This is a genomic window from Streptomyces sp. NPDC001668 (assembly GCF_042893155.1).
Taxonomy (GTDB): Bacteria; Actinomycetota; Actinomycetes; order Streptomycetales; family Streptomycetaceae; genus Streptomyces.
Map to the genome: position 1 here is coordinate 14,558 of NZ_JBIAUQ010000003.1, position 24,427 is coordinate 38,984.

22 protein-coding genes, 1 pseudogene and 1 riboswitch are annotated in these 24,427 nt (G+C 71.0%); of the genes and pseudogenes, 11 read left to right on the forward strand and 12 right to left on the reverse strand.

Annotated features, from left to right (window positions below; genetic code table 11):
• Positions 1–9: 9 nt before the first annotated feature.
• Both ACFYZ8_RS09720 and ACFYZ8_RS09725 read right to left on the reverse strand, forming a co-directional pair.
• A complete protein-coding gene (locus ACFYZ8_RS09720; protein WP_388534006.1) occupies positions 10–1,878 on the reverse strand; it encodes an aKG-HExxH-type peptide beta-hydroxylase in 1,869 nt (622 codons plus the stop codon).
• 36 nt (positions 1,879–1,914) lie between these two features.
• A complete protein-coding gene (locus ACFYZ8_RS09725; RefSeq protein ID WP_388534008.1) occupies positions 1,915–2,124 on the reverse strand; it encodes a hypothetical protein in 210 nt (69 codons plus the stop codon).
• Between the two features lie 248 nt (positions 2,125–2,372).
• On the opposite strand from ACFYZ8_RS09725, the gene ACFYZ8_RS09730 reads away from it, so the two are divergent.
• Together ACFYZ8_RS09730 and ACFYZ8_RS09735 are read left to right on the forward strand one after the other, a co-directional pair.
• Positions 2,373–2,717, forward strand: a complete 345-nt coding sequence (locus ACFYZ8_RS09730) for a CU044_2847 family protein (protein ID WP_359035041.1) — start codon at positions 2,373–2,375, stop codon at positions 2,715–2,717.
• A 140-nt stretch (positions 2,718–2,857) separates the two neighbouring features.
• A pseudogene (locus ACFYZ8_RS09735) lies at positions 2,858–3,214 on the forward strand (transposase); the annotation flags it as partial.
• An 18-nt stretch (positions 3,215–3,232) separates the two neighbouring features.
• Here ACFYZ8_RS09735 and ACFYZ8_RS09740 read toward each other — a convergent pair.
• Positions 3,233–4,864: an MFS transporter gene (locus tag ACFYZ8_RS09740; protein WP_359035043.1), complete on the reverse strand. Its 1,632-nt coding sequence runs from the start codon at positions 4,862–4,864 to the stop codon at positions 3,233–3,235.
• 135 nt (positions 4,865–4,999) lie between these two features.
• Here ACFYZ8_RS09740 and ACFYZ8_RS09745 point away from each other — a divergent pair, with 135 nt between their 5' ends.
• Positions 5,000–5,701: a TetR/AcrR family transcriptional regulator gene (locus ACFYZ8_RS09745; protein WP_359035045.1), complete on the forward strand. Its 702-nt coding sequence runs from the start codon at positions 5,000–5,002 to the stop codon at positions 5,699–5,701.
• Between the two features lie 374 nt (positions 5,702–6,075).
• Here the strand turns inward: ACFYZ8_RS09745 and ACFYZ8_RS09750 are convergent, their stop codons facing one another.
• The gene (locus tag ACFYZ8_RS09750; RefSeq protein ID WP_388534013.1) at positions 6,076–6,726 is read right to left on the reverse strand and encodes a TetR/AcrR family transcriptional regulator; all 651 of its coding nucleotides are present in this window, start codon (positions 6,724–6,726) and stop codon (positions 6,076–6,078) included.
• A 733-nt stretch (positions 6,727–7,459) separates the two neighbouring features.
• Between ACFYZ8_RS09750 and ACFYZ8_RS09755 the strand changes: the two genes are divergently transcribed.
• The gene (locus ACFYZ8_RS09755; RefSeq protein ID WP_388535046.1) at positions 7,460–8,230 is read left to right on the forward strand and encodes a methyltransferase domain-containing protein; all 771 of its coding nucleotides are present in this window, start codon (positions 7,460–7,462) and stop codon (positions 8,228–8,230) included.
• Positions 8,231–8,301: 71 nt separating this feature from the next.
• On the opposite strand, the gene ACFYZ8_RS09760 is transcribed toward ACFYZ8_RS09755, so the two are convergent.
• From ACFYZ8_RS09760 to ACFYZ8_RS09770, 3 genes are all read right to left on the reverse strand, one after another.
• Positions 8,302–8,526 (reverse strand): hypothetical protein, encoded by a 225-nt coding sequence (locus ACFYZ8_RS09760; RefSeq protein WP_388534016.1) that lies wholly within the window; start codon positions 8,524–8,526, stop codon positions 8,302–8,304.
• 120 nt (positions 8,527–8,646) lie between these two features.
• On the reverse strand, positions 8,647–9,837 hold the full coding sequence (locus tag ACFYZ8_RS09765; RefSeq protein WP_388534019.1) for a PotD/PotF family extracellular solute-binding protein: 1,191 nt from the start codon (positions 9,835–9,837) through the stop codon (positions 8,647–8,649).
• A gap of 186 nt (positions 9,838–10,023) precedes the next feature.
• A complete protein-coding gene (locus ACFYZ8_RS09770) occupies positions 10,024–11,463 on the reverse strand; it encodes a gamma-aminobutyraldehyde dehydrogenase (RefSeq protein ID WP_388534021.1) in 1,440 nt (479 codons plus the stop codon).
• A gap of 171 nt (positions 11,464–11,634) precedes the next feature.
• On the opposite strand from ACFYZ8_RS09770, the gene ACFYZ8_RS09775 reads away from it, so the two are divergent.
• The 7 genes from ACFYZ8_RS09775 to ACFYZ8_RS09805 all read left to right on the forward strand — a co-directional run bounded on the left by ACFYZ8_RS09775 (position 11,635) and on the right by ACFYZ8_RS09805 (position 18,337).
• A complete protein-coding gene (locus tag ACFYZ8_RS09775) occupies positions 11,635–12,165 on the forward strand; it encodes an Lrp/AsnC family transcriptional regulator (protein ID WP_359031051.1) in 531 nt (176 codons plus the stop codon).
• A gap of 19 nt (positions 12,166–12,184) precedes the next feature.
• Complete coding sequence (locus ACFYZ8_RS09780; RefSeq protein WP_388534023.1) at positions 12,185–13,549, forward strand: aspartate aminotransferase family protein; 1,365 nt, start codon at positions 12,185–12,187, stop codon at positions 13,547–13,549.
• Positions 13,550–13,738: 189 nt separating this feature from the next.
• Positions 13,739–14,479, forward strand: a complete 741-nt coding sequence (locus tag ACFYZ8_RS09785) for an ABC transporter ATP-binding protein (RefSeq protein ID WP_388534025.1) — start codon at positions 13,739–13,741, stop codon at positions 14,477–14,479.
• Positions 14,461–15,792, forward strand: coding sequence for a hypothetical protein (locus ACFYZ8_RS09790; RefSeq protein ID WP_388534027.1), 1,332 nt, complete (start codon positions 14,461–14,463; stop codon positions 15,790–15,792). The genes ACFYZ8_RS09785 and ACFYZ8_RS09790 overlap by 19 nt, the downstream gene beginning before the upstream one ends.
• 109 nt (positions 15,793–15,901) lie before the next feature.
• The gene (locus ACFYZ8_RS09795) at positions 15,902–16,321 is read left to right on the forward strand and encodes a VOC family protein (RefSeq protein ID WP_388534029.1); all 420 of its coding nucleotides are present in this window, start codon (positions 15,902–15,904) and stop codon (positions 16,319–16,321) included.
• Positions 16,322–16,369: 48 nt separating this feature from the next.
• The gene (locus tag ACFYZ8_RS09800; RefSeq protein ID WP_388534032.1) at positions 16,370–17,491 is read left to right on the forward strand and encodes an LOG family protein; all 1,122 of its coding nucleotides are present in this window, start codon (positions 16,370–16,372) and stop codon (positions 17,489–17,491) included.
• A 147-nt stretch (positions 17,492–17,638) separates the two neighbouring features.
• On the forward strand, positions 17,639–18,337 hold the full coding sequence (locus tag ACFYZ8_RS09805) for an LAETG motif-containing sortase-dependent surface protein (protein ID WP_359031043.1): 699 nt from the start codon (positions 17,639–17,641) through the stop codon (positions 18,335–18,337).
• Positions 18,338–18,395: 58 nt separating this feature from the next.
• On the opposite strand, the gene ACFYZ8_RS09810 is transcribed toward ACFYZ8_RS09805, so the two are convergent.
• From ACFYZ8_RS09810 to rlmN, 5 genes are all read right to left on the reverse strand, one after another.
• On the reverse strand, positions 18,396–19,184 hold the full coding sequence (locus tag ACFYZ8_RS09810) for a maleylpyruvate isomerase family mycothiol-dependent enzyme (protein ID WP_388534035.1): 789 nt from the start codon (positions 19,182–19,184) through the stop codon (positions 18,396–18,398).
• A 25-nt stretch (positions 19,185–19,209) separates the two neighbouring features.
• A complete protein-coding gene (locus tag ACFYZ8_RS09815) occupies positions 19,210–20,232 on the reverse strand; it encodes an ABC transporter ATP-binding protein (RefSeq protein WP_388534037.1) in 1,023 nt (340 codons plus the stop codon).
• Positions 20,232–21,896, reverse strand: a complete 1,665-nt coding sequence (locus tag ACFYZ8_RS09820; RefSeq protein ID WP_388534040.1) for an ABC transporter permease — start codon at positions 21,894–21,896, stop codon at positions 20,232–20,234. The genes ACFYZ8_RS09815 and ACFYZ8_RS09820 overlap by 1 nt, the downstream gene beginning before the upstream one ends.
• On the reverse strand, positions 21,872–22,939 hold the full coding sequence (locus ACFYZ8_RS09825; RefSeq protein WP_388534043.1) for a thiamine ABC transporter substrate binding subunit: 1,068 nt from the start codon (positions 22,937–22,939) through the stop codon (positions 21,872–21,874). The genes ACFYZ8_RS09820 and ACFYZ8_RS09825 overlap by 25 nt, the downstream gene beginning before the upstream one ends.
• A riboswitch (TPP riboswitch) is annotated at positions 22,936–23,043 on the reverse strand. Its footprint overlaps the gene before it by 4 nt.
• Positions 23,044–23,062: 19 nt before the next feature.
• A complete protein-coding gene (rlmN, locus tag ACFYZ8_RS09830) occupies positions 23,063–24,169 on the reverse strand; it encodes a 23S rRNA (adenine(2503)-C(2))-methyltransferase RlmN (RefSeq protein ID WP_359031039.1) in 1,107 nt (368 codons plus the stop codon).
• Positions 24,170–24,427: the final 258 nt, after the last annotated feature.

The window sequence follows — 24,427 nt, forward strand, 5'->3', positions numbered from 1 at the left end:
GCGCCCCGGTCAGCCCCCGTCCCGTACCCCCGGAGTCCGGCCGATCCAGTCGGCCAAGGGCACGGGGTCGGGTGGGGCGCTGTGGGTCGCGGTCGTGTGTTCGTAGACGGCGCGGACCAGTTCCGGGTGGGCGAGCAGGGCGCGGGCGGCGGCGGGCTGACCGGTTTCGGCCAGTGCGAGCCCGAGGCCGGCCCAGGCCGACGCGGAGCCGGGGTGCTTGGCGAGGACGTCCCGGTAGCCTCGTACGGCCTTGTCGGCGGAGCCGCGCAGCAGGTCGACGTCGGCCGCGGCCAGGGGCTCGGGCCGGCCGGCCTCGGTCGAACCGAGGACCGCCGTCCGCTCCAGCGCGCCGGAGTCGGCCAGCAGCACCCGTCGCAGTTCGCTGCGCAGGTCGGGGGTGCCGGAGTGCGGGTCGGGGCGCAGCGAGGGTCGCACGACCGGGGCGGTCCCGGGCTCCGCGCCGCCCCGCCACGCGTCGGCCATGACGGCGACCCGGTCGGGGGGCAGCCGTAGGTGCCGGGCTCGCCACACCGCGCGCAGGTCGGCGGTCTCGGACCGGGCCAGCGCCAGGGGGCGTCCGGGCACCGGCTCGGCGTGCCAGGCCGCGGTCTCCTCGGCCATGCGGGTGACGAACAGCCGTCCCGCGTCGGTCAGTCCGCTCGACTCCAGCAGGGTGTCGAGGGCGCCGGCGACCGCGTCCCGCCAGACGGCGAACTCGAAGTGCGCCAGGTCCGCCGGGGCACCGCCGAGCGCCCCGCGCTCCACCCGCCAGAAATCCGCCACTCCGGCGAAGGCGTACGTGCCGTGCAGCAGCCCTGACAGCGGCCTCGGGTCGCCTCGCCAGGGGGCGTAGTGGAGCGGGCCGTCGTCCTCGCAGAGCGGAAGCTGGTGGAGGAGTGCGTTGAGGACGGAGTGCCGTGCCTCGTGCACCAGCGTGACGGCGAGTTCCGTGGCGTCGGGCGGCAGCGACAGCAGGGCGCTGCCGACCGCCTCGTTGTAGGAGGCGCTCGCGGTGCGGAACCGGGGAGCGGTCGGTAACGGCACCACCACCCGCAGGGACTCGGTCAGCAGGCTCGCCGCGCGCGGGTGGCGGCCGTGCAGGACCTCACCGGCCTCGCCCAGCAACCGCCGCCAACGGCGTGTCTCGGCGCCCGCCAGGCACGCCGCGGGGGCCTGTGCCCGGTCGCCGCGGAAATCCCGGTAGGGGTCGCCGTCCTCGAGCACCAGCGGCGGATCCTGGGGCCGGGGGCTCCACGCGATGCGGTGCGACGGCTCCCACGCGCCGGACGGCTCGCGCAGATCGACGGGCAGGCTCATCCGCCGCCGGCCGACGCGGAGCCACGCGGGGCCCTTCCCCGGGCGCGGGGTGGTCAGGGTCACGACATCCTGCGACGGCGCCCCGGGGTCGTCGGCCGCGGTCGCCGGGAGCCGGACGCGGCCCAGGGTGGGGAGTACCACCAGAGCCCCGCGGACCGGTAAGCGAATCGTTCCTTCGACACCGGCGCGCAGGGCTCCGGCGGCGGCCAGGCAGTGCAGGTATCCGGCCTCCGCCCACAGGGGCGCCGCGTCATGGGAATGTTCACCCGAGCGCAGTCGCCTGAGCATACGAACGGCCCAGATCCCGGTGCCGGGGTGCTCCAACAGGTCGGCGACCACGTCCGGGCGGGCCTCCTCCACGCGGAGCAGCACCTCCAGGGCGGCGTCGGGAGGCAGGGGGGTGCCGGCCGGCGGCTGCCGCGCCGATTCCACGACCGCACGCAGCATGAGCATGCGTCTGCTGCGCTCGACCGCCCACAGCCGACGGGCGGTGCCGGGGCCCACACGCCCGACGGCCAGGTCGTCGAGGTCGGCTGTCGGGGTGCGATGCCTGCCGAGCACGGCACGCGAACCTGAGGACGGCTGGATCATGTGGTGCTAGGACTCATCGCCGTCACACTCGGCGGCCAGATAGGGGCTGCCCGCCCCACCGCTGTTGCTCTGGAACGCCGACTTCTCGTCCAGGTGACGCACCAAGGTCCGCAATGCGTCCGCGAGCAGGGGGTCGTGCAGGGTCATCACCCCGTGGAGCCCACATCGGCTGAGATCGACCAGATCAGTCTCGAACTCGGTCGCAGTAGTCGTCACGTCCCGGTGCCCCCTAGTCGGCGCGTCGCGATCGCTTGCAGCACATCCACAGGCTTCCTTTCATACTGACCCTTCGATTGCGTCACCGAAAGGGCACCCTGAAGCCACATGAGCCGGAAGCAGTGCGCTGGTAGGGGTAGTTCAGGCCATCGCCGCGCCGCGCGGACCGTGGGGCAGGGTTGGCCGGACATGGCGGCGGGCACAGAGAACCCGTCGGAACGACCGAGCGGGCCGGGGGGGACACTGCCGTGGGCGAGTTGCTGCGTTTCGAGTTGGAGGACGGCGGGTCCGTCGTGGCCCAGATGGACCATCTCGACGGCGGGGTCGTGGACGCGACCGGCGCGTCCGACGTGGTGGCCCGGGCGACCAGTTCGTTCGAGGCGGCGCTGGAGGGGGTGCGCCGCGCGGCGGCCGTCACACTGCGCCGCATGAGCGAGTTGCCCCGGCGTCCGGACGAGGTCACGGTCGAGTTCGGGATCCAGCTGGACGCGGAGGTCGGAGCGGTCATCGCGCGTACCGGCGCGCAGGGCCACCTCCAGGTGCAGGTGACGTGGCGCCGTACGCCTTCGGACGACGAGAGCGCCACCGGCTGACTCATCGACGTCGTGCCCCTGCAAAGTCGCGATCCACGACGAGCGCGGCGTGAAGATCAAGAACCTCTGGTGACGGCGACGCCTTGGACCCGTACCGCGGGGAGCTCTCCCACCGCGGAGGCCGGCCCGACTCTCCAGTTCTTTCCGCGGTCCTGACCTCGATTCCGGGGGCCGCGGTCAGGACCGCCGGCGTCTTGCCGGTCACCGTCGGCGACGGCACCGGCCTCCCCACCGCCACCCGCCTCCCCACCGCCACCCGCCTCGCCTCCTCCGCAGGCCTCGCCCGGCCCACGAAGTCCTCCGGGACCTCGATCCACGGCGAACACACGCCCAGAGGCGGCAACCGGCAGCTCAAACGTGCGATGTTCCTGTCCGCGTTCGCGGCCCTGCACGATGCCGCCTCAAGCACCTACTACGGCAAATGCCGAGCCAGAGGAGAGACCCACACGCAGGCCCTCCTCCGGCTCGCCCGCCAGCGGATCAACGTGCTGTTCGCGAGAGGCACTCGCGGCGATCTAGCGGGTGGACCCGGTGTGCTCCCGCACAGCCGCCGTCTCGTTCGCCGTCGTCCCGGTCCCCGGCTCGGCGTTGTGCTTGGCGAAGCCGCGCCGGCCTGGCATGACCGCGAGGACGATCAGGGTTCCGGCGGCCATGATGATCCCGCCGATGAGGCTGGTCTGGGCGACTCCGTGGGCGAAGGCCTGGTGGACGGCGTCCACGGCGGCCTGGGCCTGCTGGGGCCCGGCGGAGGGATCCTGCCCGACCCGCTGTGCGACGGCCAGGCCGGCGCCGACCGAGTCCTTGGCGGTCTCCATCGCCTCCGCCGGGAGCCTGTTGCCCACCAGGTCGGTCAGCTCGTCGCGGTAGGCCGTGCCCAGCAGCGAGCCCAGCACCGCGATGCCCAGCGCCCCGCCCAGCTCCAGCGCGGTGTCGTTGACCCCGCCGGCGACGCCCAGCTCGGACTCGGGGAAGGAGCCCATGATCGTGTCGGTTGCCGGGGAGATGGCCAGTCCGAGCGCGAGGCCCAGCATCATCATCGGTGCCAGGAGGTCCCCGTACGTCGACCCCTTGTCGATCTGGGTGAGCAGGAACATGCCCGCCGTGCCGATGGCCAGGCCGGTCACGACCATCGGCTTCACCCCCAGCTTCGGGGTGAGCACCCCGGTCAGCGCGGACCCGAGGAAGACCGCACCGGCCAGCGGCAGCAGCCGTACACCCGTGTCCAGGGAGCCGTAGCCGAGGACGAACTGCAGGAACTGCGTCACGTAGTAGATCACGGCGAACATACCGAAGAAGAAGAACATCACCGCGAGCATCGAACCGCTGAAGGGCCGCAGCGCGAACTTTCGGACGTTCAGCATCGGGGTCGGGTGGCGCAGCTCCCAGGCGACGAAGACGACCAGACCGACACCGGCGACCACGGCGGCGGTGACGGGGCCGACGCCCCAGCCGGAGTGCGGGCCCTCGATGGCGGCGTAGATCAGGGAGCCGACGGTGACGATCGACAGCAGACCACCGACGTAGTCGATCCGGCCCATGCCCTCCGCCTTGGACGGCGGTACCAGGGCGAGCGCGCCGAACACGGCGAGGAGGGCGATCGGCACGTTGATCAGGAAGGTCGAGCCCCAGGCGTGGTCCTCGAGCAGCCAGCCGGAGACCAGCGGGCCGACGGCTACCGCCAGCCCGGAGGTCGCGGCCCAGGCGGTGATGGCCTTGGTCCGCTCGCTCCGGGGGAACGTCGCGACCACCAGGGAGAGCGTGGCGGGCATCACGACCGCGGCACCGATACCCATGATCGCGCGGGCCACGATGACCAGCGAAGTCTCGTCGACCATGCTCCCCATCACCGAACCGCTGGCGAAGAGCAGCAGACCCAGCACCAGCGCGCCGCGCCGGCTGTACTTGTCGCCGATCGCGCCCAGCACCAGCATCAGCGCCGCGTACGGAACGGTGTAGGAGTCGACGACCCACTGCAGATCACTGCTGCTCAGGCCCAGGTCGGTGGTCATGTCGGGGGCGGCGACGATCAGCGACGTGTTCGCCATCACCGTGATCAGCAGGCTCAGGCACAGCACGAGCAGCGCCCACCAGCGCCGCGCGTAGGGCCCGGTCATTTTCTCCACGGGGGTGTTCGCAAGGAAGGGCATCAGTAGCTCCTGAGAGGGACGGGGCGGACGAGCGGAATCACTTAATTGCCCATCGATGTGCAGGCTAGTTTATTGCCCCTCGATGTGCAACTATCGCGATGGCTCCCTCCTCCCACCCGCCCTCGAGGTACCGACGTGACCAGCCGACCAGCACGAACACCCACGACGAAGCCGAGACGGTCTCCGGCCCGGCCCCACGAGACACCACCCCCTCCGGCGCAGCGTCGGGACGCGCGGGCCACCCGGGCCCGGATCCTCGACGCGGCCCGGCGGGAACTGACCCGCGACCCCGACAGCAGCCTGGAGGACATCGCCGGTGCCGCCGGTGTGGCCCGGCGCACCGTGTACGTCCACTTCGCCTGCCGGGCCGCGCTCGTCGAGGGCCTGGCCGCCGAGGCCGCGGAGGCGATCCGGCGCGCCGTCGCGGGCGCCCCGGCCCCGACCCCCGACGCCGTCGCGGACCTGGCGCGATTCGTCCTCATGGTGTGGCCCGTCGGCGACCGCTACCGCGCCCTCATCCGGCTGGCCCGCGGCCATGACCTCGCACGCGCACGCGTCGACGAACTGCTGGCTCCCGCCCGCTCCATGGCCACGAGGGTCTTCGCCCACGGCCGCCGGCAGGGCGTCTTCCAGACCGCCGTCCCGCCCGATCCGCTCGGCCGAGCCATCGAGGCCCAACTGCTGGCCCTGCTCGACTGCGCCGACTGCGGCCTGTGGTCCGACGACGGCACCGGCGCCGCCACCGCCACCCTCATCGCCGCCGGAGTCGCCCCGGACACCGCCGCCGCGAAGGTCGATGAGGTACGGAAGTCCGGGTCGCTCCCGAGTCCCGTCTGAAACCCGGTGCCCGTACCCCACTCGCACTCACCGGTGAGCGAACTCGCCCTGCGGAGGGACGGGTTGACGAAGTCGGACGACGACAGCGAGGCCCGGGCCACCGCTACGAAACCCTCTCGGCGGCCGCCGGCCACCGCGTCACCTTCAAGGACTTCAACGTCGCGAGCCGCGTCGCCCGGCCCGAGGCCGGTGACACGTTGCTCGGTCAGGTCTTCGCCGAGCCGATCGCGCCGCGGAACGTCCCCGACGGCCTCCGACTGCGCTCGGTCACCACCACAAAGCAGGGCCTCACCGCCCACTTCTCCGGCAGGTCGGTCACCTTCCGCCGCGACGACGCCCGGGACACCTCGTCGAACGGGTCGGCCGGAGAGAAATCAGGTGCCGTGGGCCGGGAGAGCCGTAGCCATCGCCGACGCGACCTCCTCGACCACCGCGCTCGCCCGATCCTCCGGCACGCCGGCCGCGATGAGGGTGGCCGTGGCGATCCGGTGCCCGTCGTCCTCCAGCGCGCCGGTGTTGACGGACTCCACCAGAGCCACGATCAACGCCATCAGGCCCGTGCTCTGCACGGCCGGCGGCAGATGGGAGTGGAAGACGCCGTCCCGCTGCCCGCGCTCCAGGATCCCGGTGACGGCCTCCCGGGCCGGCGCGAGCACCTCGGCGACGCGCTCGGAGCCGAGGTCCCGCCGGGTGAGCGCCAGCAGCATGCGGTAGCGGTCGCCCACGGGCCACATCCGGAGTACGCACCGCGCCAACGCCCGCTCGGCCGGCTCCCCCGGTTCCAACCCTGCCTCCACCGTGTTCCGCAACGTCTCGGCGGCTTCCTCGGCGAGGGCCTCCATCAGCGCCGCGCGCCCCGGGAAGTGCCCGAAGAGGGTGCGCCGGACGACCCCGGCCGCCCGCGCCACCTCCTCCAGCGTGACATCGGGGTTCCGCCCCAGCTCCTCACGGGCCGTGGCCAGGATGCGCGCCCGGTTGGACCGCGCGTTACGGCGCAGCGGCTCGCGGCCCACGGGCTTGCTCACGAAGAACCTCGCAGCATCAAAGGACGGACGAACGGCCCCCCTCATTTTGTCACGCCGAGCCGAAGCCCCCGTGTCACGCCCCAGCGGCCGCTGCCTCACGCGGGACCCGCCCCACCTCATGCACCTCACGTTCTGCTCCGGAGCGCTCGGTGGCTCGGGGCAGCCACCAGTTCGCGCAGGTGAGCTTGAACCGCACGGTCAGTCGCCGAACGCCACGCCGCCGGCAGACGGTGGCACTTCGACCGCCGCTCCGCCAACTCGGACCGCGGTTAAGCGAATTCGCACCGGCGCTCCACCTCGCGGACGCGGGCAGCGGTACGGACTCCCGCTGGGCGTCCCCGAGTCGGCGACCGGTCCGATCGTCGCCATCCTGCGCGAGCGTCAGCTCGACGCCCTGCTCACCCACGTGGCGAACACCCCCGTACAACCGGGACCACAACCAGGCACCCCAGGCCTGCGAGGTTCACCTGCTGCTGGACATCACACCCGCTGCGCCGCTCGCACTTGACAACTCAGTACAGAACCGCCTAGGTTTCTGACTGTTTAGTACATAACCGTTTTGCTTTCCGTTCAGGTGAGCGACGGCATGGACGACCTGTTGGTCTTCCTGAACAGCTGACCCCCTGCAACCACCAACAACTCGAAGGGCCGCCCGACCATGACCGACAAGGAAAGGCAGGAGGCCATGGCTGTGGCGACGCCTTTCGTGGAAAAGCACCGCAACATCGAGGCCATGCTGGCCCTCCTCGACGCGATGGACCAGATGCCGAGCGCCGGGCTGCTGCGGGCCCGCTCCTACGAGCTGCTGTCTCTTGTCCCGGGCTCGTCCGTCGTGGACATCGGCTGCGGTGCCGGGCGAGCCGTAGCCGAGCTGGCCGGGCGTGGCGTCCACGTGGTGGGCGTGGATCCCGATCCGTGGATGCTGGCCGAGGCCCGGAAACGGTGGCCGGGGGCCGAGTTCCGGGAGGCGGGGGCGGAGGATCTGCCGTTCGCCGGCGGAAGTGTGCGCGGCTACCGTGCCGACAAGGTCTTCCAATTTCTTCAGGAGCCGTGGCGCGCGGTGGCGGAAGCGCGGCGCGTCCTCTGCCCGGGCGGCAGGATCGTCCTGGTCGGCCAGGACTGGGACGCCATCATGATCGACTCTGATGACGCGGCGCTCACCCGCACGATCGTGCACGCCCGCGCCGACCTCCTGGGCGCGCCCCGCGCCGCCCGCCAGTACCGCAACCTGCTCCTGGACGGCGGCTTCAACGACGTCACCGTCGAGGTGCACACCAGCGTGTTCACCGATCCCGTGATGCTGTCGTTGCTCGCCGGGCTCGCCGAGCGGGCCTGCACGAGCGGCGCAGTCGGCCGCGACCAGGCCGACGAGTGGCTCGCCGAACAGCACCGACGCGCCGAGGCCGACCGCTTCCTCATCGCCATTCCGTTCTTCGTGGCTGCCGCCTCCGCGGGTCATGAGGGTGATGGCGACCAGGTGATCAGGTCTCGGAGTACTGGATGAGCCGTTCGCAGTCCCGGGACAGCACGACGAACCAGAGGCGTCATCGACCGCTGCCTGCAACTGCACGGCCGCTACGGCCCGGCAAGAAGAGCACCCTGGACCTCATGGAGAAGGTCCGCGAGGTGATCCACGAGGACCTCGACGACGAGTGCCCCGAGCTCACCATCGAGGTGGAAGGCCGCCGCCGCGCCGTACTCGTACGCTTCGGCGACCCGGGCGCACACGCCGGGACAGGCCGACTTCACCGCGGACGTGATGACCGCGCTCCCGCACCCCTCCGGCCGCGGGCTGTACATCCCGATCACGAAGATCGCAGACCAGCACGAAGGCCGTCTTCGCGCGTACGGTCCGACTGCTGAAGCACTGGAACGGCACGCAATGGAAAATCCCCGTCACAGCACCCTCGATGCCGGCGCTCACAACCCCACGATCGCGTTCCACCGCTTCGCGTACTCCACCCGCTCCCCCGATGTGATGTCCCGCGCGATCACCAGCCGTCGGCGCGTCTCCGCGTCCGGGAAGATGAGGGGGTTCTCGGCGAGGGCGGCGGTGTCCTCGTCCTTCGACGCGGCCAGGACGTCCCGCGCGGCGGGGACGGGGCAGACGTAGTTCACCCAGGCGGCGAGTTCCGCGGCTACCTCGGGCTCGTAGTAGTAGTCGATCAGGCGTTCCGCGTTGGTCTTGTGGAGGGCGCGGTCGGGGATCATCAGGGAGTCCGACCAGAGCTCCGCGCCCTCCTCGGGGACGACGAAGCGGATGTCGGGGTTGTCGGCCTGGAGTTGGATCACGTCTCCGGAGTAGGCCTGACAGGCCAGGACGTCTCCGGTGACGAGGTCCTTGGTGTAGTCGTTGCCGGTGAAGCGGCGGATCTGGCCGTTCCTGACGTGCTTCTCGACCTGGTCGCAGACCTCGTGGAAGTCGTCCTCGGTCCACCGCGTGATGTCGACCCCGTTGCCCTGCATCAGCAGCGCGAAGGCCTCGTCGAGGCCGGAGAGCAGGGTGACCCGGCCCCTGAGGTCGCTCGCCCAGAGGTCCTTCACGTGCCGGATCTCGCGGCCCAGCCTCCTGCGGTCGTACGCGATGCCGGTGATCCCCGACTGCCACGGCACGGTGTACGCGCGGCCCGGGTCGAAGGCCGGTGAACGCAGCAGCGGGTCCAGGTACTTCGTGACGTTCGGCCGGCGCGTCCGGTCCATCTCCTGGACCCAGCCGAGCCGTACGAACCGCGCGCACATCCAGTCGCTCATGACGATCAGATCGCGGCCGCTCTGCTGGTGGTTCATCAGCGCGGGGCTGATCTTGCCGAAGAACTCGTCGTTGTCGTTGATCTCCTCGACGTAGTCGACGGATATGCCGGTGCGCTTCCGGAAGGCGTCCAGCGTCGGCCGCCTCGTCGAGTCGTCGTCGTCCGTGTCGATGTAGAGCGGCCAGTTGGCCCAGGTCAGCCGTTTGTCGGTGGCCGAGCGATCGGTGACGGCCCGGTCGCTCGCGGCCACGTACGCGGCGGGCACCCCGCATCCGGCGAGAGTGCCCAGCACCGCCCCGCCTCCGAGGGCGCGCAGCAGGGTCCTACGGGCGGGCGGGGGCGTCTTCGGTGTGGCGGGCATGGGCGCAGCATGCCGCCGCGGTACGTGAGCCCACAACTGACGTGGCGTCGAGCGGAGCGCGTGGTCCGGCAGACACCGGAACGTTTCGACGCCGGCACCCCAACTCCCGCAGGGGTGCGGGGAACTGCGCGACCAGCCCCCACGCACCCGCGGCCGGAGAGCGCTGCACACGCCCCGCCGGGGAACCTACGCGTCCAGCGACGTCATCACGTGCTTGATCCGTGTGTAGTCCTCGAACCCGTAGCCCGAAAGATCCTTGCCGTACCCGGACTTCTTGAACCCGCCGTGCGGCATCTCCGCGACCAGCGGAATGTGCGTGTTGATCCACACGCACCCGAAGTCCAGCTTCTTGGACATCCGCATCGCGCGCCCGTGGTCCTTGGTCCACACCGAGGACGCGAGCGCATACTCGACGCCGTTGGCCCAGGACACGGCCTGCTCCTCGTCGGAGAAGGACTGCACGGTGATGACGGGTCCGAAGACCTCGTTCTGGATGATCTCGTCGTCCTGCTTGAGCCCGGACACGACGGTCGGCGCGTAGAAGTACCCCTTCTCACCGACCTGGTGACCGCCGGCCTCGACCTTGGCGTGCGCGGGCAGCCGCTCGATGAACCCGGAGACCTGCTTGAGCTGGTTCGGGTTGTTGAGCGGCCCGTACAGCACGTCCTCGTCGTCCGGCTGCCCGGTCTTGGTGTCGGCGGCGGCCTTCGCCAGCGCCGCGACGAACTCGTCGTGGATCGAGGACTGCACCAGCACGCGCGTGGCCGCCGTACAGTCCTGCCCGGCGTTGAAGAAGCCCGCCACCGAGATGTCCTCGACGGCCTTCGGGATGTCCGTGTCCTCGAAGACGACGACCGGCGCCTTGCCGCCCAGCTCCAGGTGCACCCGCTTCAGGTCCTTGGACGCGGTCTCGGCGACCGACATGCCGGCCCGCACCGAACCGGTGATGGACGCCATCGCCGGCGTCGGGTGCTCGACCATCAGCCGGCCGGTGTCGCGGTCGCCGGTGATGACGTTGAAGACGCCCTTCGGCAGGATCCCGCCGATGATCTCCGCGATCAGGACGGTCGACGCGGGGGTCGTGTCCGAGGGCTTCAGCACCACCGTGTTGCCGGCCGCGATCGCCGGCGCGAACTTCCACACGGCCATCATCATCGGGTAGTTCCACGGGGCGACCTGAGCGCAGACCCCGACCGGCTCGCGCCGCACGATGGAGGTCAGGCCCTCCATGTACTCACCGGCCGACCGCCCCTCCAGCATGCGGGCCGCGCCCGCGAAGAAGCGGATCTGGTCGACCATCGGCGGGATCTCCTCGGACCGCGTGAGCCCGATCGGCTTGCCGGTGTTCTCCACCTCCGCCGCGATGAGCTCCTCGGCCCGCTCCTCGAACGCGTCCGCGATCTTCAGCAGGGCCTTCTGCCGCTCGGCGGGAGTCGTGTCGCGCCAGCCCGGGAAGGCGGCGGCAGCGGCGGCCATCGCCGCGTCCACGTCCGCCTGCCCCGACAGCGGCGCGGTCGCGTACGCCTCACCGGTAGCGGGGTTGACCACCTCGGTGGTCCGCCCGTCGGCGGCGTCCCGGAACTCACCGTCGATGTAGTTGCGCAGACGACGCAGCTCGGTGCTCACTGCCGACCTCCTGAGGGGGGTTGAATCTGTCCACTGACTGAGACACCCACCCTAATCGCCAGGCCCACGTTTTCAACACCCCCGATCGCGCCAAGACTGCGAAATCCGCAGGTCTCCATCACGTAAACAACGAATTTCATCGCCCCGACCTTGCGAAACCGACGAGACGTCGTGCACAGTGAGCCCGTGGCCAGTCGAAGCGCAGACCCCAGGGACTCCCGCGAGTCCAGGAGCGAGTCCAGGAACGGCAGCAGCCCCAACCTGGACGCCGTCTCCCTCGCCATCATCGAGCAGCTCCAGGAGGACGGCCGCCGTCCGTACGCCGCGATCGGCAAGGCCGTGGGCCTGTCCGAGGCGGCCGTGCGCCAGCGTGTCCAGAAGCTGCTCGACCAGGGCGTGATGCAGATCGTCGCCGTCACGGACCCGCTCACCGTGGGCTTCCGGCGCCAGGCGATGGTCGGCATCCATGTCGAGGGCGATGTCGAGTCCGTGGCCGACGCGCTGACCGCCATGTCCGAATGCGAGTACGTGGTGATGACGGCCGGCTCCTTCGACCTGATGGTGGAGATCGTCTGCGAGGACGACGACCACCTCCTGGAGGTCATCAACCGCCGCATCCGGGCCATCCCCGGAGTGCGCTCCACCGAGAGCTTCGTCTATCTGAAGCTCAAGAAGCAGACCTACATGTGGGGAACCCGATAACCGTGAGGACCCGATAACCGTGAGCTCCAAGGACCTCAGCCGCACCGCGTACGACCACCTGTGGATGCACTTCACCCGCATGTCCTCGTACGAGAACTCCCCGGTCCCGACCATCGTCCGGGGCGAGGGCACCTACATCTACGACGACAAGGGCAGGCGCTACCTCGACGGTCTCGCGGGCCTGTTCGTGGTCCAGGCCGGCCACGGCCGCACGGAACTCGCCGAGACCGCCTTCAAGCAGGCGCAGGAGCTGGCGTTCTTCCCGGTGTGGTCCTACGCCCACCCGAAGGCCGTCGAACTCGCGGAGCGCCTGGCCCACCACGCGCCGGGCGACCTCAACAAGGTCTTCTTCACCACCGGTGGCGGCGAGGCGGTCGAGACCGCCTGGAAGCTCGCCAAGCAGTACTTCAAGCTCACCGGCAAGCCCACCAAGTACAAGGTCATCTCGCGCGCGGTCGCCTACCACGGCACCCCGCAGGGCGCCCTGTCCATCACCGGCCTGCCGGCCCTGAAGGCCCCCTTCGAGCCCCTCGTCCCCGGCGCCCACAAGGTCCCGAACACCAACATCTACCGCGCCCCGATCCACGGCGACGACCCCGAGGCCTACGGCCGCTGGGCCGCCGACCAGATCGAGCAGCAGATCCTCTTCGAGGGCCCGGACACCGTCGCCGCGGTCTTCCTGGAGCCCGTGCAGAACGCGGGCGGCTGCTTCCCGCCCCCGCCCGGCTACTTCCAGCGGGTGCGCGAGATCTGCGACCAGTACGACGTGCTGCTGGTCTCCGACGAGGTCATCTGTGCCTTCGGCCGCCTCGGCACCATGTTCGCCTGCGACAAGTTCGACTACGTCCCGGACATGATCACCTGCGCCAAGGGCATGACCTCGGGCTACTCCCCCATCGGCGCCTGCATCATCTCCGACCGCCTGGCGGAGCCGTTCTACAAGGAGGACAACGTCTTCCTGCACGGCTACACCTTCGGCGGCCACCCCGTGTCGGCCGCGGTGGGCCTCGCCAACCTCGACCTGTTCGAGCGCGAGAACCTCAACCAGCACGTCCTGGACAACGAGGGCGCCTTCCGCGCCACCCTGGAGAAGCTGCACGACCTGCCGATCGTCGGCGACGTCCGCGGCAACGGCTTCTTCTACGGCATCGAACTCGTCAAGGACAAGGCGACGAAGGAGTCCTTCAACGACGAGGAGACCGAGCGCGTCCTGTACGGCTTCCTCTCCAAGGCCCTCTTCGACAACGGCCTGTACTGCCGTGCCGACGACCGCGGCGACCCGGTCGTCCAGCTCGCCCCGCCGCTGATCTCCGACCAGGGGACCTTCGACGAGATCGAGCAGATCCTGCGCGCGACCCTCACCGAGGCCTGGACCAAGCTCTAGCCCCCGGCGACTCAGCGGCCCGTACGGCCCGGAGTGCACCCGTCCGAGTGACAGGCACGCACCCCGGGCCGTGTGCTGTACGGCGTCCCGCCCCCGTCTCCTTAGCGTGCCTGGTAACCGATCGGCCCTGCTTTCGTTCCCCCGCTCGGGGGATTGCAAGGCACAACGGACCAGAACGAGGTGTACGCCATGGAGGCCCCGCCGGACAACGATGTGCTCTGGGCACGCTCCCTGCACTTCACCCACCGCGACGGCTCACCGGCGCTCCAGGGTGTCTCCCTCGGAGTGCGCGAGGGCGAGATCCTCGCCGTCAGCGGCCCGCGCGGCAGCGGCAAGACCACACTGCTCAGCTGCCTGTCGGGGCTCACCCCGGCCCAGCGCGGCGAGGTCTGGTTCAACAGCGTGCCGGTGCACACCATGGGCCCGCTGACCCGCGAGCGCCTGCGCCGCGACCGTTTCGGCTGGATCGACCCGGCCCCGGTGCTCGTCCCCGAGCTCAACGCCTGGGAGAACGCCGCCCTCCCCCTCATGCTGCGCGGCACCGGCCGCCGCCGGGCCAAGGTCGCCGCCATGGAGTGGCTGGAGCGCCTGGACATCGGCGACCGGACCCGCTGCCGCCCGCACGAGCTGACCCAGTCCGAACGCCAGCGCGTCTGCGTCGCCCGCGCCCTCGCCCCGGCACCGTCGGTCCTGTTCGCGGACGAACCGACGGCCCCCCTGCACCGGGCGGACCGCGCCCACGTCCTGCGCACGCTCACCACGGCCGCCCGCTCCCACGGCATCACCGTGGTCCTGGCCACGCACGACCCCGACACCGCAGCCCTGGCGGACCGCACGGTCACCCTCCTGGACGGACGCCGGGTGAACACCGTGCACCTGCCCCCGATGGCCGACTCGGAAGGCCGTACCGCGTGCTCGCTCTCCGTCTGACCCGGGGCGCCCGTCCCGCCGTACAGCTGCGCCGCCTTCTGGTGGCACTCGCCTCGGCGGGCACGGGCTTCCTCCTGCTGTGCACCCTCGGCCACGCGATCAGCCACCCGGAGGACCCGTCGGGCGCCGTCCTCCGCCTCGCGTGGTGCCTGACTCCCCTGGCGGCGACGGTCCACTTCGCCCTGGCGGTCGCCCGCACCGACCCGGGCACCCGCCCCCGCCCCGGTCTCGCGGCGATCGGCCTGGGACCGGCCCGGCTGATGGCGGTCACGGCCACGACCACGGCCCTGTCCTGCACCCTCGGCTCGATGCTGGCGCTACTCTTCTTCCTCCACCTGCGGGGCGACCTGACGGGCCTGCCCTTCGACGGAGCGGCGGCGGACTTCCTGGCGGCGGGCACCCCCCTCCCCCTGCCGGCCGCCCTGACCCTGCTGGGCCTGGTCCCGGCGATCGCGTCGGTCACGGTGGGACTCGTCCTGCGGCCACGGGACGACAGAGCGGCCTCGGCGAGGCGGGAGGCACGGTCGTACGGCCGCTTCGGGGCGTACGGCAGGACGACGGCGAGGGAGCCCTTCGGCGCGTACGGCCGTTTCCGCGCGCGTCGGAACACGAGCGAGCCCGCCGCCCCGAAGGACCCCACCCCCGCCCCCGCCGCCGAGAGCGGGCCCCTGGACCCCGGCCAGGACAGCGCCCTCCCCCCTGCCCCCCAGGAAGCCCCCAAGGGCCTTCCCTGGGGCATCGCGGTGCTCGCCGCGGGTCTGGCGGTCGAGGCCTACGCCAACCGCCACGGAACCGCTCCCGCCACCCCCCTCCCCGGCGGTCTCGCGGGCACCCCCTCGGTCCTGGTCGGCTGGCTCCTCACCGCCGCGGGACTGGCCGTCGCCGGACCCGGTCTCACCCACCTGTGCGGGCGTCTCCTCCAGTCCGGCCGGCCCGGGGCCCTGCGGCTCCTCGCCGGCCGGGTCCTCATGGCGGAGGCCACCCGGATCGGCCGCCCTCTCGGCATCGTCTGCGCGGTGGCCTCCGGCGCCTACGCCATGATCTCCCTGTACGACCCCACCGGCCCCGAAGTCGGCCCGCTCACCACCCTCGGACTGCTCCTCGTGACGAGCTGCGCCCTCGCCACGCTGCTGACGGCGGCCGTGGAGGCCAAGCACGCGAGGTCGGACACCACGGCCGCGCTGCTGCGTCTGGGCGCCCCCGCGACCATGCTCCGCAGCGCCGCGGCCCTCCGTGCCGGCGCCCTGCTGGCCCTGTTCGGTCCGCTCACCCTGGTCGTGGCGGAGCTGGCGGCGCTCCCTCTGACGCCCTGACGCCCCGACCGCCGAGACGCCCTGGAAAAAAGTCTCTCCCCACCGATGAGTTCCGCCGCGCCCGCCCGTCTACCCCCCGTACCGCACACACCCGATGGGAGAGACTCCGATGACCACGCCGGCGTACCAGCAGATGATCTTCGTCAACCTTCCCGTGAACGACCTCGACGCCTCGAAGAAGTTCTACACAGAGCTCGGCTACTCGCTCAACGAGCAGTTCAGCGACGACAAGGCCGCCTCGGTCGTGATCAGCGAGACCATCGTCGCGATGCTGCTCACGAAGCCGTTCTACTCGACCTTCACCGACAAGGAGATCGCGGACGCGACGAAGACCAGCCAGGTGCTGCTCTGTCTGAGCGCCGAGAGCCGCGAGAAAGTCGACGAACTGGTCGGGAAGGCGGTCGCCGCGGGCGGCACCGCCAACGACGACGTCCAGGACCAGGGCTTCATGTACGGCCGCTCGTTCGACGACCTCGACGGCCACGGCTGGGAGGTCGTGTGGATGGACCCGGCGGCCGTCCAGGGCTGACCCCCGGTCAGCAACACGGCCCGGAACACGGCGTGCGAGCATGGGCGGGTGCAGACGAGCCCCGCCCACGCGGCACACCACGACGACCGTGAGATCGAGACCATCGAGGAGTTCGACGCGGTCGTGCCGGCCCGGGGCACCCTCACCGGTTTCCGGGTCCAGTCCGTCGATCTGACAGACCGCACAAGGGAGTTGCTCGCCACCGACACCGCGGGCGCCGTCTTCCTCGGCTGCCCGATGCGGGAGAACGCCGCAGAGAAGCTCCGCGCGGACGGCGCCCTCGTCTTCCCGCCCGTCCCGCACCTGCCCTTCGACCCGTACCGCGGACTGCTCTACTCCCCCGACGAGTTGTTCGACCAGCTGGAGAAGGGGTACGAGCAGACCCCCGACGCGCTCGCCTACGCCTGGTTCCAGCGCACCAAGGCCGACGGCGACATATACGCGTCGATGCTGCGCTCCATCCACGACGACGCGGTCTCCGACGCACTCGACGAACTCCTGCGCGGAGCGGCCGTCGTGGGAGTGATGGGCGGCCACGCGATGGCCCGCGGCACCCAGGAGTACGCCGGTGCCGCCCGCCTCGGCCGCGAGCTGACCCGCGCCGGGTTCACCGTGGCCACCGGTGGCGGCCCGGGCGCGATGGAGGCGGCCAACCTCGGCGCCTACGCGGCCCCCTTCGAGGACAGCATGCTCGACGAGGCGTGCGAACTGCTCGCCAAGGCACCGTCGTTCACACCCTCGATCACCGACTGGGCGCGGGCCGCCTTCGAGATCCGCGCGCGTTGGCCCCGGGGCGGCCGGTCCGTCGGGATCCCGACGTGGTTCTACGGGCACGAGCCGCCGAACGCCTTCGCCTCGCACATCGCCAAGTACTTCGCCAACGCCACCCGCGAGGACGGTCTGCTGGCCCGCTCCACCGCGGGCGTGGTCTTCCTTCCGGGTGCCGCCGGCACCGTGCAGGAGATCTTCGACAACGCGACGCCCAACTACTACGAGTCGCGCGGTGAGCCCACGCCGATGGTGCTCGTGAACCGCGTCCACTGGACGGAGAAGCTGCCCACCTGGCCGCTGCTCCGGGCGTTGGCGCGGGAGCGGTCAATGGAGGCCCGAATCGCCCTTGTTGACCGGATCGAGGAGGCTCCGGCCGCACTGAAACGTCTCACACGGTAATAAGAACGTAAAGCCAACGGTTGTAGGGCACCTGCACGTTGACACTACTTATGCAGCACTTATAGACCTGTGAGACTCCTGGGGGTGGTGATGACACATCACCATCCCTTCAGCCCCCCGCATTTGCGCACCCCGTGAAGGACGAACGTGGCATTTACGCCCATATCCCGCCGCACCTCCCGCGCCGCGCGCTTTCTCGGCGTCGCCGCCGCCACGACCGCGATCGTGCTCGGCGCCTCCGGCAACGCCCTTGCCTGCAACATCAAGGAGTTCTCCGCCGAAGCCAAGTGTGACGGCACCCAGGGCGTCATCAGCGTCACCGACGTGGACAAGTCCGGCGTCGAGGCGACCGTCTCCGTGTACCTCCTGCAGAGCAACGGCGCCGACGCGAAGAAGGTCGGCGAGCAGACGGTGAAGGGCTCCAAGGAGGGCACCACCGTCACCTTCAAGGAGGACTGGGCGCCCAACGCCGAGTACCGCATCCACGTCGAGGCCCTGCCCTACATCCAGGGCGAGGACATCACACCCAACCTGACCACCCCGGCGACCGCCTGCAAGACCGAGGAGACGCCGACCCCGACGCCCACGCCCACCCCGTCGGACTCCGCCAGCACTCCGGCCGAGGAGTCCCCGGCCCCGACCCCGTCGGCCTCCGAGGGCACCACCGCTCCGGCGACCGGCGAGAGCAACGCCCCGTCGCCCGCGGCCGGTGACTCCAACCTCGCCGAGACCGGTGCGAACTCCAACACCGGCCTGATCGCCGGGATCGCGATCGCTCTCGTCGCCCTCGGCGGCGGAGCGGTGTTCTTCGGCCTGCGCCGTCGTGGGGCGAGCAGCACCCGCTGACGCCCGCACCACGTTCTGTGGCCCGTCCCCGGTCCGGGGGCGGGCCACAGCCGTACCGTCATCCGAACGCGGTCCGCTCCAGCCAGAACTCCAGCAGCTCCCGCTCCCCGAGGACCTCCAACCCGGGGCTGTCCAGGGGCAGTCGACGGTAGAAGGCGAGCAGCACGCCGGTCAGCGGCCCCCGCAGCGCGACGGTCGTCTTCTCGTGCCCTCGCCGCCACACGATCACGTCCTCGGTGAGCTCGACGACCCACTCGGCGTCGAGCCCGGGCGTCCCATCGGTCGCATGCAGATGAATACTGCGCCCCGGCCTCCGCAGCTGCCTCGCCTCGTCGTGCGGCGCGGCCCGCTGCATGAACTCCACGATCTGCAGCCACTCGTCGATCGCGTCGGCGGCGATCTCGGGGGCGACCTCGTACGGCTGCCCGACGGCGAGGGCGGCGTCGGCGCGGTGGACGGTGAGTTCATGCGCCATCCGGCGGGCCCAGAACCCGGAGGTCGGAATCCCGGCCCAGGACCACACCTTGGCGTCCGGGCCGGCCTCACGCAGCGTGGCGACGAGCATCTCGCCGGTCTCGCCGAGCCATGCGTCGAGGTCGGCGGCGCTCCCGGGCCCCTCCCCCGACGGCACCTGGTCCTCCGGGACGTCGTGGGTGGCCCGGGTCCGCACCATCGACTCCGCCCAGCGCAGGGCGCCCCCGGTGTGCCGCACCAGGCGCTCCAGCGACCAGTCCGGGCAGGTCGGCACGGGCGTGGACAGATCGGCCCCGGAGGTCACCACGGCCCTCAACAGGCCCACCTGGTGGGCGATCTCGTCGCAGTAGCGGTCGTGTGGGAGCAGCGTCATGCCCCGCACTGTAGGCCCGCTCCCGTCAGCCCAGCACCACGATTTCGTCCGGGTCGAACTCCACCCCGACCGCGTCCCCCACCTCTGGCGCGACCCGCAGCGCACACGCGGCCTCCAACCGCGGCCCCTCGTCGGCGGGTCGCAGATGGACGGCGACATGCGTGCCCCTGAAGGTGCGCGCGGTGACCGTGCAGCGCAGCCCCTCGTCGGCCGCCACGAGCCGCACCCCCGCCGGCCTCACCAGCACGCTCCGGACCCCCTGCGCGGCTCCCGGGGGCACCGGCACCTTGCCCCACACCGTGTCCGCCGCCTCCCCGGCCACCGTCCCCTCGACGACGTTCTCGAAGCCGAGGAAGCGGGCCACGAACTCGTCGGCCGGCCGCTGCCACACCTCGAGCGGCGTACCGGACTGGGCGATCCGTCCGTCCCGCATCACCACGACCCGGTCGGCGAGCGCGAAGGCCTCACCCTGGTCGTGGGTGACCGCGAGGACGGTGGTGCCCAACCGCCCGAACAGTTCGCGCAGTTCGACGACGAGCCGCTCCCGCAGGGAACGGTCCAGCTGCCCGAGCGGCTCGTCGAGCATCAGCAGCCGGGGACGCGGTGCGAGCGCCCGGGCCAGCGCGACCCGCTGCTGCTCACCACCGGAGAGCGCGCCCACAGCCCGCCGGGCGGCAGCCGGAAGCCCGACGAGATCGAGCAACTCCCGCACCCGCTCGTCCTGTTGCGCCCTGCCCGCCCCGCGCATCCGCAGCCCGAAGGCCACGTTGGCGCCCACGTCCCGCTGCGGGAACAGCTGATGGTCCTGGAACATCAGCCCCACCCCACGCCGGTGCGCGGGTACCCCGCCCTGGTCGCGTCCGTCGAGCGACACCCGCCCGCCGTCGAGGGGTTGGAGCCCGGCCACCACACGCAGCAGCGTCGACTTCCCGCTCCCGCTGGGTCCGAGCACACACACGATCTCGTGCTCGGCGACATCGAGCCCGACCCCGTCGAGCACGGCCCGCCCGCCGAACCGTACCGTCGCGCCCTCAAGGCTCAGCAGCATCAGAACTCCCCGGTCCGGTCGGTCCGCAGCCGTTCGAGGACCAGCAGCGCCACCGCGCACACCACCATCAGGATCGTCGAAAGGGCCATCGCCTGGCCGTAGTTGAGGTCACCGGCCCGCCCGAGCAGCCGGGCCACGGCGACCGGCAGCGTCGGGTTGTCGGGCCGCGCGATGAACACGGTCGCCCCGAACTCGCCCAGCGACACGGCGAAGGCGAAGCCCGCCGCGATCAGCAACGCCCGCCGCACCATGGGCAGATCGACCTCCCGCCACACCCGCCAGGGCGAGGCCCCGAGCACGGCCGCCGCCTCCCGCAGCCGGTGGTCCACCGCCCGCAGCACCGGCAGCATGGTCCGCACGACGAACGGCACCCCGACCAGCGCCTGCGCGAGCGGCACCAGGATCCAGGACTGCCTGAGGTCCAGCGGCGGCTCGTCGAGCGAGATCAGGAACCCGAAGCCGACGGTCACCGCGGACACCCCGAGCGGCAGCATCAGCAGCGCGTCGAAGCCCCGTACGAACCGCCCCGCGTCCCGCCGCGTGAGCGCCGCCGCCGCGAGGCCCCCGACCAGCACCGCGATGGCGGTCGCCGCGAGGGCGTACTCCAGCGAGTTCCCGACCGCCTGGATCGGCGCGACCAGGAACACCCCGCCGTCGGCGCTGGTCAGCGCCCGGTAGTAGCCGAAGCCGGGGGCGTCGAGCGACCGCTGCACCAGCACGGCGAGCGGCAGCAGCAGGAGTACGGCGACACTGCCCACGACCCCGGCCAGCAGCCCCCACTCCCCCGCCCCGCGCGGCCGCCGGGCGGTGCCGGACGCGTCCACGAGCCGCAGCGCGCTCTCCCGGCGCCGTACGGTCCACGCGTGCAGGGCGAGGACCGCGCCCACCGCCACGAACTGGATCAGCGTCAGCACGGCGGCCGTGGGCAGGTCGAAGATCTCGGAGGTCTGCCGGTAGATCTCCACTTCGAGGGTCGAGAAGGTCGGCCCGCCGAGGATCTGCACCACGCCGAAGGAGGTGAAGGTGAAGAGGAACACCATCAGCGCGGCGGCGGCCACGGCGGGCGCGAGCGCGGGCAGGGTGACCGTCCTCCAGGCCGTCAGCCGGGACGCGCCGAGCATCCGCGCGGCCTCCTCCTGGCGCGGGTCCAGCTGGGCCCACAGCCCGCCGACGGTCCGTACGACGACCGCGTAGTTGAAGAAGACGTGCGCGAGCAGGATCGCCCACACGGTGGTGTCCAGCCGTACGCCCCAGAGGTCGTCCGTGAGGCCGCCCCTTCCGACGAGCGCCAGGAAGGCCGTACCGACGACGACCGTCGGCAGCACGAAGGGGACGGTGACCACGGCCCGCAGGACCTGCTTGCCGGGGAAGTCGAAGCGCGCGAAGGCGTACGCGCCGGGGAGTGCGATCAGGAGCGTGAGCGCGGTGGAGGCGAGCGCCTGCCAGGTGGTGAACCACAGGACGTGCCGGATGTCCGGCTGGGTCAGGACGTCGGTGATCCGGCCGAACTGCCAGCTCCCGCCGGTCTTGAGCCCGCGCGCCATGATCGCGGCGACGGGCCAGGCGAAGAAGACGGCGAAGAACGCGACGGGCACGGCCATGAGCCCGAGCCGCGCCGCGCTCCCCTTGCGCCGAGTGGCTACTTCAGTACGAGTGAGGTCCACGACTTGACCCAGCCGTCACGGTTCTCGGCGATCTTCGCCGGGTCCATGGTCTCGGGATCCTTGGCCTGCGGGCCGTACTGGGTGAACTCGGCGGGCACCGAGGCCCCCCGCACCACCGGATAGACGAACATGTTGAGCGGCATGTCCTGCTGGAACTCCTTGGTGAGCAGGAAGTCCAGGAAGGCCTTGCCGCCCTTGGTGTTCTTGGCGTTGCTCAGCAGCCCGGCGTACTCGATCTGCCGGAAGCAGGTGCCGTCGGCGACCCCGGTGGGCGCGGTCTTCGGCTTCGGGTCGGCGTAGATCACCTCGGCGGGCGGCGAAGAGGCGTAGGAGACGACGAGCGGCCGGTCGGCCTTGGCCTTCTTGCCGCCGGCCGACCCGGAGAACTCCTCGTTGTAGGCCTGCTCCCAGCCGTCGACGACCTTGACGCCGTTGGCCTTGAGCTTCTTCCAGTAGCCCTGCCAGCCGTCGTCGCCGTACTTGGCGGCGGACCCGAGCAGGAAGCCGAGGCCGGGCGAGGAGGTGGAGGCGTTCTCGGTGACGAGGAGGTTCCTGTAGGCGGGCTTGATCAGGTCGTCGTACGACGTCGGCGGCTGGACCTTGTGCTCGGTGAACCAGCCCTTGTCGTAGTTGACGCAGATGTCACCGGTGTCGATGGGCGTGACCTTGTCCCCGTCGACCCGGTACCCCGCCTTGATCTGATCGGCACCCTTCGCCGCGTACGACTGGAAGAGCCCGTTGTCGAGCGCGCGGGAGAGCAGGGTGTTGTCGACGCCGAAGAAGACGTCGCCCTGCGGGTTGTCCTTGGTGAGGATGGCCTTGTTGACGGCCTGCCCGGCATCGCCGTCCTCCAGGACCTTCACCTTGTAGCCGGACTTCTTCTCGAAGTCGGCGAGGACGCTCTTGGAGACGGCCCAGGAGTCATGGCTGACGAGGGTGACGGTCTTGGAGCCGGAGGACTGGTCGCCGTCGGACGATCCGCACGCGGACAGCGTGACCAGGCCGAGGCCGACGACGGCAGCAAGAAACTTCTTGTTGTTCACGGTGATGACCGAACTTCCTACCCAGAATGACCTGGGCGAGGTTCAGAGGGTCTGCGGCCCGATTGCCGCACTCTCAGCGCTGTGGCGCTCCCCTGTCGGATATGAAGATGTACGTCCGTCAGACTACCGCTCGGTGGCCGCGAGCTGACCACAGGCCCCGTCGATCTCCTGCCCACGGGTGTCCCGGATCGTCACCGGCACACCATGGGCGGCGATGGCCTCGACGAACGCCTTCTCGTCCTCGGGCCGGGAGGCCGTCCACTTGGACCCGGGGGTGGGGTTCAGCGGGATGAGGTTGACGTGCACGGGCTTGCCCTTGAGCAGCCGCCCGAGCCGGTCACCGCGCCACGCCTGGTCATTGATGTCCCGGATGAGCGCGTACTCGATGCTGAGCCGCCGCCCGGACTTCTCGACGTACTCGAACCCGGCGTCGAGGACCTCGCGCACCTTCCACCGCGTGTTCACGGGGACGAGGGTGTCGCGCAGCTCGTCGTCGGGCGCGTGCAGGGAGATCGCGAGCCGGCACTTGAAGCCCTCGTCGGCGAACCGGTGGATGGCGGGCACCAGCCCGACGGTCGACACGGTGATGCCGCGCTGCGAGAGCCCGAGCCCGTCGGGAGCGGGATCGGTGAGCGCGCGAATGGACTGGGTCACCCGCTTGTAGTTGGCGAGCGGCTCGCCCATGCCCATGAAGACGATGTTGGACAGCCGCGCGGGCCCGCCCGGCACCTCTCCGTCCCGCAGCGCCCGCATCCCGTCCACGATCTGGTGGACGATCTCGGCGGTGGACAGATTGCGGTCAAGACCCGCCTGCCCGGTGGCACAGAAGGGACAGTTCATCCCGCACCCGGCCTGCGAACTGATGCACATGGTCACCCGGTCCGGGTACCGCATCAGCACCGACTCCACGAGCGTCCCGTCGAACAGCCGCCACAGCGTCTTGCGCGTGGTGCCCTGGTCGGTCGACAGATGCCGTACGACGGTCATCAGCTCGGGAAGCAGCGCCTCCTGCAGCTTCCCGCGCGCACCGGCCGGGATGTCCGTCCACTCCGCCGGGTCGTGGGCGTACCGCGCGAAGTAGTGCTGCGAGAGCTGCTTGGCACGAAACGGCTTCTCCCCGATCCCCGCCACGACCTCCTTGCGCTCGGCGGGCGTGAGATCGGCGAGGTGCCGCGGCGGCTTCTGGGCTCCGCGGGGGGCGACGAAAGTGAGTTCTCCGGGTGCAGGCATAACCCTTCCAGTGTGGCAGATCAACGGCGGGAGCCCAGTCCGGAGCGGGGTGGGGGTGGTCACCTGCGGGTCCCGACTGCCGGGGCCGGTGGTGCCCACGGTGTCGTGAGCGCGCCGTCCGCCAGTCCCCCCCCGGTCGCTGAGGTGTTCCCCGCCGAGGCTGCCGTGCTGTTCCAGGCCGTGGTTGACGCCGTGGTTCTGCGCGTTGCCGAGGGCACCCGTGGCGGCGTTCGTCAGCGCGTCCTGGCCCATGGCCGA